The sequence below is a fragment of the Nocardioides sp. AN3 genome (assembly GCF_054653495.1).
Map to the genome: position 1 here is coordinate 513,888 of NZ_BAAIGC010000001.1, position 14,727 is coordinate 528,614.

Here is a 14,727-nt window from a genome sequence, read left to right on the forward strand (position 1 = left end):
CCGGCCGCCAGACTGCGCGCATGCTGTGGAGAGTGCGCGCGACCCTGCCCGACGAGCCAGGCACGCTCGCCATGCTGGCCCGCAGCTGCGGTGAGGCGGGCGTGAACATCCTCGGTCTCCAGATCTTCCCCGGTCTCGACGGCGTGACCGACGAGATGGTGCTCAGCACGGACGACGGCTGGACCGTGGAGCGCGTCGCCGCGCTGGTCGCCGAGGCCGGCGGTGCGGGCGTCGTCGCACAGCCGAGCACCGAGGCGGCCCTCGACGACCAGCCGACGCGCTACGTGAAGGCCGCGCGCACGATCCTCGAGTTCCCGATGGCCTTCCCGGAGGTCGTCGCCCGGCTCTTCGACGCCGAGGCGGAGCCCGCCGATCCGACGATCGTCCACGACACCATGGACATGGTCGTGGGGGACGTGCTCGTCCAGGTGCACCGGACCGCGCCCTTCACCGACACCGAGCGTGCCCGTGGGACCGCCATGGCGAACCTCGTCAGCGACGTGCTCCGCCGGCTCCGCGAGCCGCTGCCGTCCGGGCTCACCAGCACGCGAGGCTCCGGCTCCGACGCGGCGCCGGAGTATGTCGTCGACGGTGGCTCCGTCACGGCGTACGTCGGCTCTCTCGTCGTCGGCGTGGCCACGATCGGTCCGGAGACCGTCGCGCACGGCGGGCGCGTGCGCACTGTCGACCTCTCCGTGGACCCCGCGTCGCGGCGTCGTGGGATCGGCACAAGGCTGCTCCTCGACGCCGCGCGGGTCGCGCACGGGCTCGACGCCGATGAGATCCTGCTCACCAGCCGCGCCGACAACCCCGCGGTGCTGCCCCTGGTGCTCCGTGCGGGGCTCCGCGGAAGGATCCGCATGGCGGCCGACCGGCTCACCGTGCGGGTCCCGGTCGGGGCCCTCAAGCCACTCGGTCGGTGACCCGACGCCGATTCGGGTGCGCGACGGCAGCGGCCGTAACATTTCGTCATGGAGATCCCTGAGAAGTTCGCGACGCTGGGCCTCACCTACGACGACGTCCTGCTCCTGCCGGGATACTCCGACCTCGCCCCGAGCGACATCGACACCACCAGCCGGCTGACCCGCGAGCTGTCGCTGAGGACGCCGCTGATCTCGGCCGCGATGGACACCGTCACCGAGGCGCGCATGGCGATCGCGATGGCGCGCCAGGGCGGCATCGGCGTGCTGCACCGCAACCTCTCGATCGAGGACCAGGCCTACCAGGTCGACCTCGTCAAGCGCACCCAGACCGGGATCATCTCCAACCCGGTCACCATCGGTCCTGACGCGACGCTCGAGCAGCTCGACAAGCTCGCCGGGGAGTACCGCATCTCCGGCTTCCCCGTCGTCGACTCCGACAACCGGCTGCTCGGCATGATCACCAACCGCGACCTACGGTTCACCCCCGTCGCGGAGTGGGCGACCACGAAGGTCGACGAGGTGATGACGCCGATGCCGCTCATCACCGGACCCTCCGACATCTCCCGCGAGGACGCCACCGCCCTCCTGCGCAGCCACAAGCGGGAGCGGCTGCCGCTGGTCGACGGCGACGGCCGGCTGACCGGCCTCATCACTGTCAAGGACTTCGTGAAGGGGGAGCAGTTCCCCGACGCGTCGTACGACGCCCAGGGCCGCCTGCTCGTCGGCGCGGCGATCGGCTACTTCGGCGACGCCTGGCAGCGTGCCACCACGCTCATCGACGCCGGCGTCGACGTGCTCGTCGCCGACACCGCGCACGGCAACGTGCGACTGCTCATCGACATGTTGAAGCGGCTCAAGACCGACCCCGCGACCCGTCACGTGCAGGTCATCGGCGGCAACGTCGCGACGAAGGACGGCGCCCAGAGCTTCGTCGACGCGGGCGCCGACGCCGTGAAGGTCGGCGTCGGCCCGGGCTCGATCTGCACGACCCGCGTCGTGACCGGCGTCGGCGTGCCACAGGTGAGCGCGGTCTACGAGGCCAGCCTCGCCTGCAAGCCGGCCGGCGTCCCCCTCATCGCCGACGGCGGCCTGCGCTACTCCGGCGAGATCGGCAAGGCGATCGTCGCCGGCGCCGACACCGTCATGCTCGGCTCGATGCTGGCCGGCACCGAGGAGACCCCCGGTGAGCTGATCCTGCTGAACGGCAAGCAGTACAAGGCCTACCGCGGGATGGGCTCCATGGGTGCCATGTCGAGCCGCGGGAAGAAGTCCTACTCCAAGGACCGCTACTTCCAGGCCGAGGTCACCAGCGACGACATGATCGTGCCGGAGGGCATCGAGGGTCAGGTGCCCTACAAGGGCTCGCTCGCCACTGTCGCCCACCAGCTGGTCGGAGGCCTGCACCAGACGATGTTCTACGTCGGCGCGCGGACGATCCCCGAGCTCCAGGAGAAGGGCCGCTTCATGCGGATCACCTCCGCCTCGCTCAAGGAGAGCCACCCGCACGACGTGCAGATGACCGCCGAAGCCCCCAACTACCGCTCCTGAGGCATGGACGCCGTCCGCGTCGACGCCTGGTGCTGGGCGGTGCGGCTCTACAAGAGCCGCTCGCAGGCCACCACCGGCGCGAAGGCCGGGCACATCCGGATCAACGGCGTCCGGGCCAAGCCGTCGCAGACGGTGAAGGTCGGCGACGAGGTCAGGGTCTTCACCGACCGCGAGCACATCGTGGTCGTCCTGCAGCTGCTCGCGAAGCGGGTCGGCGCGCCCGTGGCCCAGGCGGCGTACGACGACCGCACGCCTGCCCTCCCGCCCAAGGCGGAGCGCGCCGCGCCGGTGTTCGTGCGTGAGCGCGGCGCCGGCCGTCCGACCAAGCGCGACCGGCGGGCGCTCGACCGGCTGCGCGAGCTCGGCCGCTGACTGTTCGACGAACATGCACGCGGGCGGGCCGCCCACACCCAGGGCCGGTCGGATTCAGCGGTGCGGCGTACCCGATGTCAGAATCGCCGGGTGACTGACATCGAGATCGGCCGGGCCAAGCGGGCGCGCCGCGCGTATGCGTTCGACGACGTGGCGATCGTGCCGAGCCGGAGGACGCGTGACCCCGAGGAGGTCAGCGTCGACTGGCAGATCGACGCCTACCGCTTCGAGCTGCCGGTGCTCGCGGCGCCGATGGACTCCGTCATGTCACCGGCCACCGCGATCCAGATGGGCCGGCTGGGCGGTCTGGGGGTCCTCAACCTCGAGGGCATCTGGACGCGTTACGCCGACCCCGAGCCGCTCCTCGAGGAGGTCGCGCACCTTCGGGGCGCCGACGCGAACCGCCGGCTGCAGGAGATCTACGCCGAGCCGGTGAAGGCCGAGCTCATCACCGAGCGGCTGCGCGAGATCCGCGCGGCGGGCGTGACGGTGGCGGGCGCGCTCAGCCCCCAGCGGACCAAGGAGTTCGCGAAGACGGTGACCGACGCCGGTGTGGACCTGTTCGTGATCCGGGGCACCACGGTCTCCGCTGAGCACGTCAGCAGCCAGGCGGAGCCGCTCAACCTCAAGGAGTTCATCTACGAGCTCGACGTGCCGGTCGTCGTCGGCGGCTGTGCGACCCACCAGGCCGCGCTGCACCTGATGCGGACCGGCGCCGCCGGCGTCCTCGTCGGCTTCGGCGGCGGTGCGGCGCACACGACCCGCACGGTCCTCGGCGTGGCGGTCCCGATGGCCAGCGCGGTGGCCGACGTCGCTGCGGCGAGGCGCGACTACCTCGACGAGTCGGGCGGCCGCTATGTCCACGTCATCGCCGACGGCTCGATCGGCAAGTCCGGCGACATCGCGAAGGCCATCGCGTGCGGTGCCGACGCCGTCATGGTCGGCAGCCCGTTCGCGCGGGCGACCGACGCGCCCGGCCGGGGGTTCCACTGGGGCGCCGAGGCGCACCACGCGGTGTTGCCGCGTGGTCAGCGGGTCGAGTTCGAGAGCGTCGGCAGCTTCGAGGAGATCCTGCTGGGTCCGAGCCACGTCGCCGACGGCACGATGAACCTCATCGGCGCGCTCAAGCGCAGCATGGCCACGACGGGATACACCGACCTCAAGGGCTTCCAGCGCGTCGAGGTCGTCGTCGGCTGAGACCGGCGGGGACGTCATACGACCTGGTCGTTCGAGGCGCCAGGGCGTATGACGTCCCGCGCGTGATCAACGTCGGACCGCGATCGTCACCGAGCGGCTCAGCGTGCGACCGCCACCGTCGGTGCCGTGCAGCGTGGCGCGCCAGCGGCCGGTGCGACGTCCGGTGCCGGCCAGGACGAGACGGCGACCGGCGTCGCGCACCGAGAGCCGGATCCCCGGCGGCAGCTTGCCGGCGACCGTCCAGTGCAGTGCCCCGGCGCCGCCGCCGACGCTGAGTGTCCCGCGGTAGGCATGCCCGACCCGCGCACGGCGCAGGCTCACGCTCTGCCAGCGCAGCGCCGCCACAGGGGAGCTGATCACGCCGAGCGTCGGGGACTGGCCCGGAGCGACGGTCAACGAGTAGGCACCCTCGGATCCGTAGTCGCTGTAGTGCCCGGCCACCCCGGGGCTCCCGTTGCCGACGCCGTCGATGCTGATCAGGTAGGTCCGAGCGGGGCCGGCCGGCAGGGCGTACTGCGCGCCGAGCCCGTTCGCGGCCACACCAGTGCCCTTCGAGGCCGCGGGGTCGACCTTCGCGACCACCCGGCCGGTGGCCAGGTCCGTGAGGGTGAGCGACAGGTCGAGATCAGGCTGGTAGCCGGTCGGCTGCGCCGAGATCGTCGTCGCCTCGGCAGTCGTCAGGGTGAAGTCGTCGACGTCGGTGCGGGTGCCGATCACGCCGTTCAGGCGGCTCGAGGCGGCCGCCGGCAGCACCGGGGCGCCGACCGCGCTGTCGGCGAAGTCGTCGGGCTTGACGCCCAGCACGCGGCCGATGACGGCGATGTCGTCCTCGGGGTTGTTGGCCAGCGGATACTCGCCCTTCGACCACTGCGTCACCGGCGCGTAGTAGGAGGCGCCCATGATCGGCGCCCAGACGCCCGACCCGGTGTAGTAGTTGTCTCCTGCCGTGGCGTTGGTGCCGTCGTGATGCAGACCCAAGGTGTGTCCCACCTCGTGGCTGACCGCCTGGGCCAGCGAGACGCCGTCGGTCAGCGTGCCGTCGGTGAACACCCACGCCGGCTGGTAGGCGTTGGCCGTCGGGTCCCCGTAGATGCCGACGTACGCCAGGCCGCCGCAGGTGCAGTAGCTGTAGATCGGCCCGTGCGCGGTGATGATCACGCGGACGCCGTATTGCGTGTCGGCCGCACTCGAGCGCTGCAACGCCGCCACGCCCGGGTCGCGGGTGGTGACGTTCACGTCGTACGGCGCATAGTCCTCGGCGACGACGAGCCATGCCCGCTGGATCTGGGTCAGCTCGGCCGCGCTGAAGGCGGTGTCGACCAAGCTGTCCATGCTGTACGGCGGCGCCGTGATGGACGTCGCGGCCGAAGCGCCGTACGCCGAGTCGTTCCAAGCGGTCCCCGTGACGGTCGCGCCGACGAAGTCGAGGTAGATCGTGTGCGCGGAGGTCGGATTCGACGCGAGTGCGAACGTGCTGGAAAGCGGACCCGCCGGCCCGGAGGTGGTCGCGGTGGCGGTCGCGCTGGCGGCGGTGGCGCTGCTGGTCGCGGTGGCGGCGGTGGTGGCGCTGCTGGTCGCGGTGGCGGCCGCCGCCTTCGGAGCCACAGGGTCGCTGTAGAAGCTGCGACCGCAACGATCGAGCCACAGCGTGTCGTCCCCGGCGCGACCGCGTCGTGAGACGTCCTGGAGGGCGTCGAGGCTCAGGCGGCCGAGGCGGGCGACGTGGCGCCGCTGGGTCTGGGAGAGGCCCGGCATCGCCACCGCCGCCGGCTGCCGGCGCGAGAGCACCGGGTCGGAGCACGTGGCCGGCGTCGTGCCGGTGGACGCGCTGGCGTGCGGGGAGACCCACCAGGGGGCGAGGAGAAGGCCCGCAATCGCCCCCACGAGGGCGCGCGCCGACCACCGAGAGAGAGGGAGCACGTGTCCATGTTCAGCGCGTCCTGGGCCGTTCGGCAGGAGAACCGGGACATTGTGCCCAGGATCGTGGTCACCTGGCCCGTCCGGGCCATCCGGACCCTCTGGTCAGGTGGTCATTCGGTGTCATCTCGCGCCGACGATGCGCAGCGCGACGTCGGCCAAGTGGTCACCGACGTCGTCGGGGCTCCACCGGCCGCCCTCGCGATACCAGCGGGCGACGTCGATGCCGAGGGACAGCACGGCGGTCGTCGCCATGCCGACGTCCGCGACGTCGAACTCGCCGGAGGACGCGCCGGCCTCGATCACCGTGCGCACCTCGTGCTCGATGGCGATGCGGAGAGCGCGGATCTCCTCGAAGTGGGCGGGGGAGAGCGAGTCGAGCTCGTAGTTCACGATCCGTGCCCACGTGTGGCCCTCGGCGTGGTGGCGCGCGAACGCCCGTGCCACGGCCGCGAGCTGCAGCGTCGGCGAGGAGGCCGAGGCGGCGGCCGCCCTGACGATGTCCAGCGTCGTCTGGTGGCCGTTGCGGGAGATGACGTAGAGCAGCTCCTCCTTGGACCGGTGGTGCACGTAGACCGCCGCCGGGCTCATGCCGGCCGCCGTCGCGATGTCGCGCGTGGTGGTGCCGTGGAAGCCCTTCGCGCCGAACGCCTCGACCGCGGCATCGAGCAGGCGGGCTCGAGCCTGGTCGCCTCGCGTGGAGCCCTCGAGCGCGCTCATCTGGAGTCCTCCTTCGATGTGTGACCGATCCAGGCGGCGGGACCTCTTGACCCGGACCGGCATGATGCGGCACTGTCAGCATCATAAGCAAGCGCTTAGTCAGCGTCTAGCACGCACACTCTTTCATCATCGACTCACCCCATCAACACTTCAGGAGGGCCGCGTGGCCAGTCGGTTCGAGGGCAGGACGGCGATCGTGACGGGAGCGAGCCGCGGCATCGGCCTCGCGATCGCGCAGCGACTCGTCGACGACGGCGCCCGTGTGGTCATCACGGCCCGCAAGCCGGACGCTCTGGAGGAGGCCGTCGCCGAGCTCGGTGGGCCCGAGCATGCCGCCTTCGTCGCGGGTCACGCCGACGACCCCGAGCACCAGGCGGAGACGGTGGCGACCGCGGTCGAGACGTTCGGCAGCCTCGACTTCCTGGTGAACAACACCGGCATCAACCCGACGTACGGCCCGCTGATGAGCATCGACGTGGCCGCCGCCCGCAAGATGGTGGACGTCAACTGCCTGTCGCCGATCAGCTGGATCCAGCAGGCCCACCGCGCCTGGATGGGCGAGCACGGCGGCGCGATCGTCAACGTGGCGTCAGCAGCGGGGCTACGTCCGGCGCCGGGCATCGCGATGTACGGCGGCACCAAGGCCATGCTCATCCATCTCACCGAGGAGCTCGCCGTCGAGCTCGGGCCGAGCATCCGCGTCAACGCCGTCGCCCCGGCCGTGGTGAAGACCAAGTTCGCGACTGCGCTCTATGAGGGCCGCGAGGAGGAGGTCGCCTCGGCGTACGCGCTGAAGCGCCTCGGCCAGCCCGACGACGTCGGCTCCGTCGTCGCCTTCCTCCTCTCCGACGACTCAGCGTGGATGACGGGCCAGGCGCTGGTCGTCGACGGCGGACTGCTGCTGGCCGGGGGCGTCTGAGGGATGCCGGAGACCACAGGCCCTCACACGGGTGCTGACCTCGCCGGCAAGGGCGTCGTCGTGACCGGTGCCGGGCACGGCATCGGGCGGGCGCTGGCGCGCCGGATGGCCGGCGGAGGCGCACGGGTGGTGGTCAACGACCTCGACGCCGGCGCGGCCGAGGCGGTGGCCGCCGAGATCGGCGGGTACGCCGCCGGCGGCGACGCGGCCTCGGTCGACGGCGTCGGGCGGCTGGTCGACGCGGCCCGTGCCGAACTCGGCGCGATCGACGTCTGGTTCGGCAACGCCGGCGTCGAGCGTGGTCAGGGGCTCGGGGCGTCCGAGGAGGACTGGGCCGCCGCGCTCGAGGTCAACGTGATGGCCCACGTGCGCGCGGCCCGGCTGCTGGTGCCGGACTGGCTCGAGCGCGGGGCCGGACGGTTCGTCGTCACGGCCTCTGCGGCCGGCCTCCTGACGATGCTGGGCGGTCCGAGCTACTCGGTCTCCAAGCACGGTGCGGTCGCCTTCGCCGAATGGCTCTCGGCGACCTACCGCCACCGCGGCGTCGTCGTGCAGGCCATCTGTCCGCAGGGCGTGCGGACCAGGATGTACGAGGACGCTGGGCCCTTGAAGGAGATCCTCGGCCACGACTCGGTGCTCACCCCCGAGCAGGTGGCGCAGGCTGCGTGGGAGGCGCTCGCCGGCGAGGAGTTCCTCGTGCTCCCGCACCCCGAGGTGGGTGCCTACTACCGGGCGCGGGCCGCCGACACGGACCGGTGGCTGAGCGGGATGAACCGGGTGCAGCAGCACCTCGACGAGCAGACAGACGGCGCGCAGGCAGCCGACGATCAGACAGGAGTGCTCCGATGACGATGAGGGCGTGGCGGGCCGCAGAGCTCGGCGAGCCGTCGAAGGTGCTCAGGCTCGAGCACGTGGAGGACCCGGCACCGGGCCCCCGCCTACTGGTGGTGAGGGTGCTCGCCGTGCCGGCGAACTTCCCCGACGTCCTGATGTGCCGAGGTCTCTACCAGGTGCGGCCGGATCTGCCCTTCACACCCGGCGTGGAGCTGTGCGGCGAGGTCGTGTCGGTCGGCGACGAGGTCACCGAAGTCGCCGTCGGCGACCGGGTGGTCGGTGCGGGCGTGCTGCCGTACGGCGGCTTCGCCGAGCTGGCCCTCATGGACGCCGCCACGACGTTCCCCGCGCCGGCCTCTCTCGACGACGCTGAGGCGGCGTCGCTCTACATCGGCTACCAGACCGGCTGGTTCGGCCTGCATCGCCGGGCCGGTCTGCAGGCCGGGGAGACGCTGCTCGTGCACGCCGCCGCCGGCGGAGTCGGGAGCGCCGCGGTGCAGCTCGGGAAGGCTGCCGGTGCGACGGTGATCGGGGTCGTCGGCGGCTCGGCGAAGGCTGAGGTGGCCCGCGCGCTGGGCGCCGACGTCGTGGTCGACCGTCATGCCGACGGCGCAGCGGGGGACTGGGTCAGCGTGGTCAAGGAGCAGACCGGTGGTCGCGGTGCCGACGTCATCTACGACCCGGTGGGCGGCGAGACCTACCAGCGCTCGACCAAGTGCATCGCCTTCGAGGGGCGCATCCTCGTGGTCGGGTTCGCGGGCGGCGAGATCCAGTCCGCCGCGCTGAACCACGCCCTCGTCAAGAACTACTCGATCCTCGGCCTGCACTGGGGTCTCTACAACTCCCAGGACCCGGCTGCGGTGCGCGAGTGTCACCAGGCGCTCACCGACCTCGCCGACCAGGGCCTCGTCCGCCCGCTCGTGAGCGAGCGGCTGCCTCTCGACGAGGGCGCCATCGGCATCCAGCGCCTCGCCGACGGCGTGACGGTCGGACGGGTGGTGGTCACGCCGTGACCGCGACGCCCACCGCGACGCCCACCGGGATGCCGACGGCGATGCCCACGTCAACCGAGCCGCCCGTCGAGGCAGTGGTCTTCGACTTCGGCGGCGTGCTGACCACGCCGGTCGGCGACTCGATCGGCGCCTGGCTCGAGGCGGACGGCATCGACCGTGCCTCGTTCAGCCGCACCCTCAAGGCGTGGCTCTCCCGGGACGCACCGGACGGCACGCCGATCCACCGGCTCGAGACCGGTGAGCTCGCCGCGGACGAGTTCGGCGCCCTCCTGGCGGCCGAGCTGGTGCGCCACGACGGCGACCCGGTCGTGGCCGAGGGCATCATCGGGCGTCTCTTCGCGGGGATGCGGGTCGAGCCGGCGATGTTCGACCTCATCGCCGACCTGCGTTCGCTCGGACTGCGCACCGGTCTGCTGTCGAACAGCTGGGGCAACACCTACCCCCGTGAGCGGATCGCGGAGGCGTTCGACACCGTCGTCATCTCCGGCGAGGTGGGCCTGCGCAAACCCCAGCCCGAGATCTACCACCTGGCTCTGGACGGTCTCGGCGTCGCGCCCGAGCGCAGTGTCTTCGTCGACGACGCCGAGCCGAACGTGATCGGTGCTCGTGCCGTCGGGCTGAGGACGGTGCTGCACACCGACCCGGCGAGCACCCGCGCAGCTCTCGCCGCCTTCGTCCCCGGCCTCGCACCGGTCGCCCCGGTCGCCCCGGTGGAGACGGAGGCCGTCGATGACTGAGGTCCCCGGTCTCGAGCTCGCGCGGCTCGGCGAGTGGTTCGCCGCACACGTCCCCGGCGCGACGCCGTCCGCGGACGGCACGGTCAACCTGACCGCGCGCCACATCAGCGGCGGCAAGTCCAACCTCACCTACGAGGTCTCGGACGGGTCGAGCGCGTGGATCGTGCGACGGCCGCCGCTCGGCCACGTGCTGGCGACGGCGCACGACATGGCGCGTGAGCATCGCGTGATGGCGGCGCTACGCGACACCGCGGTGCCCGTGCCGGTCACGTTCGGGCTGTGCGAGGACACCGACGTGGTCGGAGCGCCGTTCTACGTGATGGCGAAGGTCGCCGGCACGCCGTACCGCACCCGCGGCGAGCTCGAGGCGCTCGGCGCCGATCGCACGCGGGCCATCTCCGAGCGCCTGGTCGACACCCTGGTCGCGCTCCACGAGGTGGACCCGGCGAGCGTCGGGTTGGCCGACTTCGGGCGCCCCGAGGGCTTCCTGGGCCGCCAGGTGCGGCGATGGAAGAAGCAGATGGACGCCTCCCACCACCGTGACCTGCCGGCGGCCGACAAGCTGCACGCTCGACTGGCGGCCTCGGTGCCCGACGACGGTGCGGCTGGCATCGTGCACGGCGACTACCGGCTCGACAACGCGTTGGTCGACAACGGTTCGGACGAGATCAACGCCGTCATCGACTGGGAGATGGCGACGCTCGGCGACCCGCTCACGGACCTGGCGCTCATGTTGGTCTACCAACGGTTGGCCACCTTCGGCGGCGACGCGGTGAGCGACGTCAGCCTCGCGCCCGGGTTCCTCGCCGAGTCGGAGATCCTCGCGCGCTACGACGTGGCGAGCCACCGCGACCTGAGCCGGATCGGCTTCTACCTCGGCCTGGCGGCGTACAAGCTCGCCGCCATCCTCGAGGGCATCCACTACCGCCACCTGCTCGGCCAGACGGTCGGGGAGGGGTTCGACACCATCGGAGACGCGATCGACCCGCTGTTGGAGGCGGGCCTGGCCGCACTCGAGGAAGGCTGAAAGATGGACTTCTCGTTCGACGCACGCACCGAAGAGCTGCGCGACACGCTGCTCGACTTCCTGCACACCCACGTCGAGCCGGCCGAGCCGGTCTTCGGGGAGCAGCTCGCGACCTCCGGCGACCCGTGGGCGTGGGACGCCGTGCCCCTGCTCGCCGAGCTCCGCGAGGAGGCCCGCCGGCGGGGTCTGTGGAACCTGTTCCTCCCCGGCGACGCCGGGGCCGGCCTGACGAACCTGCAGTACGCCCCCCTCGCCGAGATCAGCGGCCGCAGCCACCTGGCGCCCGCGGCCATGAACTGCGCCGCGCCCGACACCGGCAACATGGAGGTCCTTCACCTCTTCGGCAGCGACGCGCAGAGGAAGGAGTGGCTGGAGCCGTTGCTGTCCGGCGAGATCCGCTCGGCCTTCGCGATGACCGAGCCCGACGTCGCCTCCTCGGATGCCACGAACATCGAGCTCAGCATCGTCCGGGACGGCGACCACTATGTGCTCAACGGCCGCAAGTGGTGGATCACCGGGGCGATGAACCCGAACTGCGCGATCTTCATCGTGATGGGGAAGACCGACCCGTCGGCCGAGCGGCATCGCCAGCAGTCGATGATCCTCGTCCCGCGCGACGTCCCCGGTCTCGAGGTCAACCGGGGCATGCACGTCTTCGGGTACGACGACCACGACCACGGCGGCCACGCCGAGCTGACCTTCACCGATGTCAGGGTGCCGGTCGAGAACCTCATCGGCGAGGAGGGCTCAGGCTTCGCGATCGCCCAGGCCCGGCTGGGACCTGGCCGCATCCATCACTGCATGCGCTCCATCGGAGTCGCGGAGCGGGCCATCGAGCTGATGTGCGCGCGGGCGTCGAGCCGGGTCGCGTTCGGCCGCCCGATCGCCGACCAGGGCGTCGTCCGCGACTGGATCGCCGAGTCTCGCATCCGGGTCGAGCAGCTGCGACTGCTGGTGCTCAAGACCGCCTGGCTGATGGACACCGTCGGCAACCGCGGCGCGCACACCGAGATCCAAGCGATCAAGATCGCCACGCCCACGACGGTCCAGTGGATCCTCGACAAGGCGATCCAGGTGCACGGAGCGGGCGGGCTCTCGCAGGACTTCCCCCTCGCGGCGGCGTACGCCGGCATCCGCACCCTCCGCTTCGCCGACGGCCCGGACGAGGTGCACAAGAACGCTCTGGCCAAGGCGGAGCTCGGCCGTCAGGCGGCTCGGGCGGCCCGATGACCCCCGCCGAGCTCCGAGACCGGGTCGCCGCCTTCCTCGCGGAGCACCCGCCTGCCACGACCGACCGCAGCGCCTTCCTGCACGCCCGCTACGCCGCCGGGCTGGCCTGGGTGCACTTTCCCCACGGCCACGGCGGCCTGGACCTGCCGCGCGGCCTGCAGCCCATGGTGGACGCACTCTTCGCGGAGGCGGGCGCGCCCGACAACAACCCGCGCGCCAACGGCATCGGGCTCGGGATGGTCGCCCCGACCCTGCTGGCCTACGGCAGCGAGGAGCAGCAGCATCGCTTCCTCGAGCCGCTGTGGTGCGGGGAGGAGATCTGGTGCCAGCTCTTCTCCGAGCCCGGCGCGGGCTCGGACCTCGCCGGCCTCGCGACCCGCGCCGTGCCAGACAGCGACGCGTGGGTCGTCAACGGGCAGAAGGTGTGGACCTCCGGCGCTCACAACGCCCACTTCGCGATCCTTGTCGCCAGGACGGATCCGGACGTCCCGAAGCACCGCGGGATCACCTACTTCCTGGTGGACATGAAGGACCCGGGCGTGGACGTTCGTCCACTGCGCCAGATCACGGGAGAGGCCGAGTTCAACGAGGTCTTCCTCACCGACATGCGGATCCCCGACGCCCTGCGGGTCGGTGCTGTGGGCGACGGCTGGCGGGTCGCCAACGGCACGCTCAACAACGAGCGCGTCGCCATCGGCGGTCATGCGGCGCCGCGCGAGGGCGGGATGCTCGGCGTGGTGGCGCAGTCGTGGCGCGAGCATCCGGAGCAGCACACGACGGAGCTGCTCGACCGCCTCATGCGGCTCTATGTCGAGTCGGAGGTCGCTCGCCTCACCGGGCAGCGGCTGCGACAGCAGCTCGCCGTCGGCCAGCCGGGTCCTGCCGGCTCGACGATGAAGCTGACGTTCGCCCGGCTCAACCAGCAGTTGACCGGACTCGACCTGGAGATCCGAGGCGAGGAGGGGCTGCGCTACTCCAGCGAGCCCGGCTGGACGATGCGTCGGCCGCAGGAGGTCGACTTCACCGGACGCGATGCCGTCTACCGCTACCTGCGCGCGAAGGGGAACTCCATCGAGGGAGGCACCTCGGAGATCCTGCGCAACATCGTCGCCGAACGCGTCCTGGGCCTGCCGGCCGAGCCGCGCGTCGACAAGGACGTGCCGTGGAAGGAGGTGCCCCGATGACGACCGTCGACGTCGAGGCGCTGGAGCTGCTGGACACCGCCGACGACCGCGACCTGCGGGCAGCGGTGTCGGGGTTCCTCGCCGACCGCTGCCCTGCGACCGGCGTTGCCGCCGCCTACGACGGCGACCGCTCGCTCGTCGAGCCGCTCTGGGCAGGACTGGCGACCGAGCTGGGCCTCGCGGGCCTCCTCGTGTCCGAGGAGATCGGCGGCGCGGGTGCGACGACCCGCGAGGCCGCCGTCGTGCTGGAGGAGCTGGGCCGGGCGGTCGCCCCGGTGCCGTTCCTGACCAGCTCCGTGATCGCCGCGGTGGCCGTGTCCCATGCGCCGACGGAGGACGGGCGCGCGTTGCTGGCGGACCTGGCGGCAGGGCGGCGTACCGCTGCGCTCGTGGCGCCGCTGACCGGGGGCTTCACGGTGCCCCTCGACCCGGTTCGCGGGACCGTCCGCAGCGTCGCCGGCGCCCTCGAGGCCGACGTGCTGCTGGTGCCGACCGAGGGCGCTGGGGGAGTGGAGCTGCGGGCGGTGGCTGCCGCCGATGCCCGGATCGAGCCGGTCGTCTCGCTCGACATGAGCCGGCAGCTGGCCGATGTCACGGTCGATGCGGGCACCGGTGCCGTCGCCGTCGAGGCTGACGCCGCGGCTGCCGTACGCGCCGGGCTCCTCGCCGGGACCGCCCTCCTCGCCTCCGAGCAGCTCGGCCTCGCCCAGTGGTGCCTGGCGACGACGGTCGCCTACCTCCAGGAGCGGCGCCAGTTCGGCCGGGTCGTCGGAGGCTTCCAGGCGCTCAAGCACCGGCTCGCCGACCTCTACACCGCCGTCGAGGGCGCGACAGCCGCGGCCCGGTACGCCGCAGCCGTGCTCGCGGCGGAGCCGTCCGGGGATGAGGCAGCCATCGCGACCCACACCGCGGCGGCGTGGTGCTCCGACGTGGCGGTGCTCGCCGCCGAGGAGGCCGTCCAGCTCCACGGGGGCATCGGCATGACGTGGGAGCACCCGGCGCACCTCTACCTCAAGCGCGCCAAGGCCGACCAGCTCGCCCTCGGTCTGCCCGGTCACCATCGCGCACGGCTCGCGGAGCTCGTCGGCCTGGTCATGTAGGACCGG

At 71.9% G+C, this 14,727-nt stretch carries 14 protein-coding genes; 12 read left to right on the forward strand and 2 right to left on the reverse strand.

Going from position 1 to position 14,727, the window contains the following annotated elements; all coding sequences use genetic code 11:
- The first annotated feature begins 20 nt into the window (after positions 1-20).
- From ACYQ1K_RS02425 to ACYQ1K_RS02440, 4 genes are all read left to right on the forward strand, one after another.
- On the forward strand, positions 21-923 hold the full coding sequence (locus ACYQ1K_RS02425) for a GNAT family N-acetyltransferase (RefSeq protein ID WP_459981063.1): 903 nt from the start codon (positions 21-23) through the stop codon (positions 921-923).
- 48 nt (positions 924-971) lie between these two features.
- A complete protein-coding gene (gene guaB, locus ACYQ1K_RS02430; RefSeq protein ID WP_459981065.1) occupies positions 972-2,471 on the forward strand; it encodes an IMP dehydrogenase in 1,500 nt (499 codons plus the stop codon).
- 3 nt (positions 2,472-2,474) lie between these two features.
- Complete coding sequence (locus ACYQ1K_RS02435; RefSeq protein WP_459981067.1) at positions 2,475-2,843, forward strand: RNA-binding S4 domain-containing protein; 369 nt, start codon at positions 2,475-2,477, stop codon at positions 2,841-2,843.
- Between the two features lie 90 nt (positions 2,844-2,933).
- On the forward strand, positions 2,934-4,040 hold the full coding sequence (locus tag ACYQ1K_RS02440; protein WP_459981071.1) for a GuaB3 family IMP dehydrogenase-related protein: 1,107 nt from the start codon (positions 2,934-2,936) through the stop codon (positions 4,038-4,040).
- A 66-nt stretch (positions 4,041-4,106) separates the two neighbouring features.
- On the opposite strand, the gene ACYQ1K_RS02445 is transcribed toward ACYQ1K_RS02440, so the two are convergent.
- Positions 4,107-5,960, reverse strand: a complete 1,854-nt coding sequence (locus tag ACYQ1K_RS02445) for a zinc-dependent metalloprotease family protein (protein WP_459981073.1) — start codon at positions 5,958-5,960, stop codon at positions 4,107-4,109.
- 120 nt (positions 5,961-6,080) lie between these two features.
- Positions 6,081-6,677, reverse strand: a complete 597-nt coding sequence (locus ACYQ1K_RS02450) for a TetR/AcrR family transcriptional regulator (RefSeq protein WP_459981075.1) — start codon at positions 6,675-6,677, stop codon at positions 6,081-6,083.
- 163 nt (positions 6,678-6,840) lie between these two features.
- On the opposite strand from ACYQ1K_RS02450, the gene ACYQ1K_RS02455 reads away from it, so the two are divergent.
- Genes ACYQ1K_RS02455 through ACYQ1K_RS02490 form a run of 8 tightly spaced genes read left to right on the forward strand, consistent with a single transcriptional unit; the run spans position 6,841 to position 14,721 of the window.
- Positions 6,841-7,596 carry an SDR family oxidoreductase gene (locus ACYQ1K_RS02455; RefSeq protein WP_459981078.1) on the forward strand — a complete coding sequence of 252 codons (756 nt, stop codon included), beginning with the start codon at positions 6,841-6,843 and terminating at the stop codon, positions 7,594-7,596.
- 3 nt (positions 7,597-7,599) lie between these two features.
- Positions 7,600-8,445 (forward strand): SDR family NAD(P)-dependent oxidoreductase, encoded by an 846-nt coding sequence (locus tag ACYQ1K_RS02460; RefSeq protein WP_459981082.1) that lies wholly within the window; start codon positions 7,600-7,602, stop codon positions 8,443-8,445.
- Complete coding sequence (locus tag ACYQ1K_RS02465) at positions 8,442-9,443, forward strand: NADPH:quinone oxidoreductase family protein (RefSeq protein WP_459981084.1); 1,002 nt, start codon at positions 8,442-8,444, stop codon at positions 9,441-9,443. Before ACYQ1K_RS02460 ends, ACYQ1K_RS02465 begins: the two co-directional genes overlap by 4 nt.
- On the forward strand, positions 9,440-10,180 hold the full coding sequence (locus ACYQ1K_RS02470; RefSeq protein ID WP_459981086.1) for an HAD family hydrolase: 741 nt from the start codon (positions 9,440-9,442) through the stop codon (positions 10,178-10,180). The genes ACYQ1K_RS02465 and ACYQ1K_RS02470 overlap by 4 nt, the downstream gene beginning before the upstream one ends.
- Complete coding sequence (locus tag ACYQ1K_RS02475; protein WP_459981088.1) at positions 10,173-11,207, forward strand: phosphotransferase family protein; 1,035 nt, start codon at positions 10,173-10,175, stop codon at positions 11,205-11,207. Before ACYQ1K_RS02470 ends, ACYQ1K_RS02475 begins: the two co-directional genes overlap by 8 nt.
- A gap of 3 nt (positions 11,208-11,210) precedes the next feature.
- Positions 11,211-12,437 carry an acyl-CoA dehydrogenase family protein gene (locus ACYQ1K_RS02480; protein WP_459981090.1) on the forward strand — a complete coding sequence of 409 codons (1,227 nt, stop codon included), beginning with the start codon at positions 11,211-11,213 and terminating at the stop codon, positions 12,435-12,437.
- A complete protein-coding gene (locus ACYQ1K_RS02485; RefSeq protein ID WP_459981092.1) occupies positions 12,434-13,621 on the forward strand; it encodes an acyl-CoA dehydrogenase family protein in 1,188 nt (395 codons plus the stop codon). The genes ACYQ1K_RS02480 and ACYQ1K_RS02485 overlap by 4 nt, the downstream gene beginning before the upstream one ends.
- The gene (locus ACYQ1K_RS02490; RefSeq protein ID WP_459981094.1) at positions 13,618-14,721 is read left to right on the forward strand and encodes an acyl-CoA dehydrogenase family protein; all 1,104 of its coding nucleotides are present in this window, start codon (positions 13,618-13,620) and stop codon (positions 14,719-14,721) included. Before ACYQ1K_RS02485 ends, ACYQ1K_RS02490 begins: the two co-directional genes overlap by 4 nt.
- The last annotated feature ends 6 nt before the right edge of the window (positions 14,722-14,727 follow it).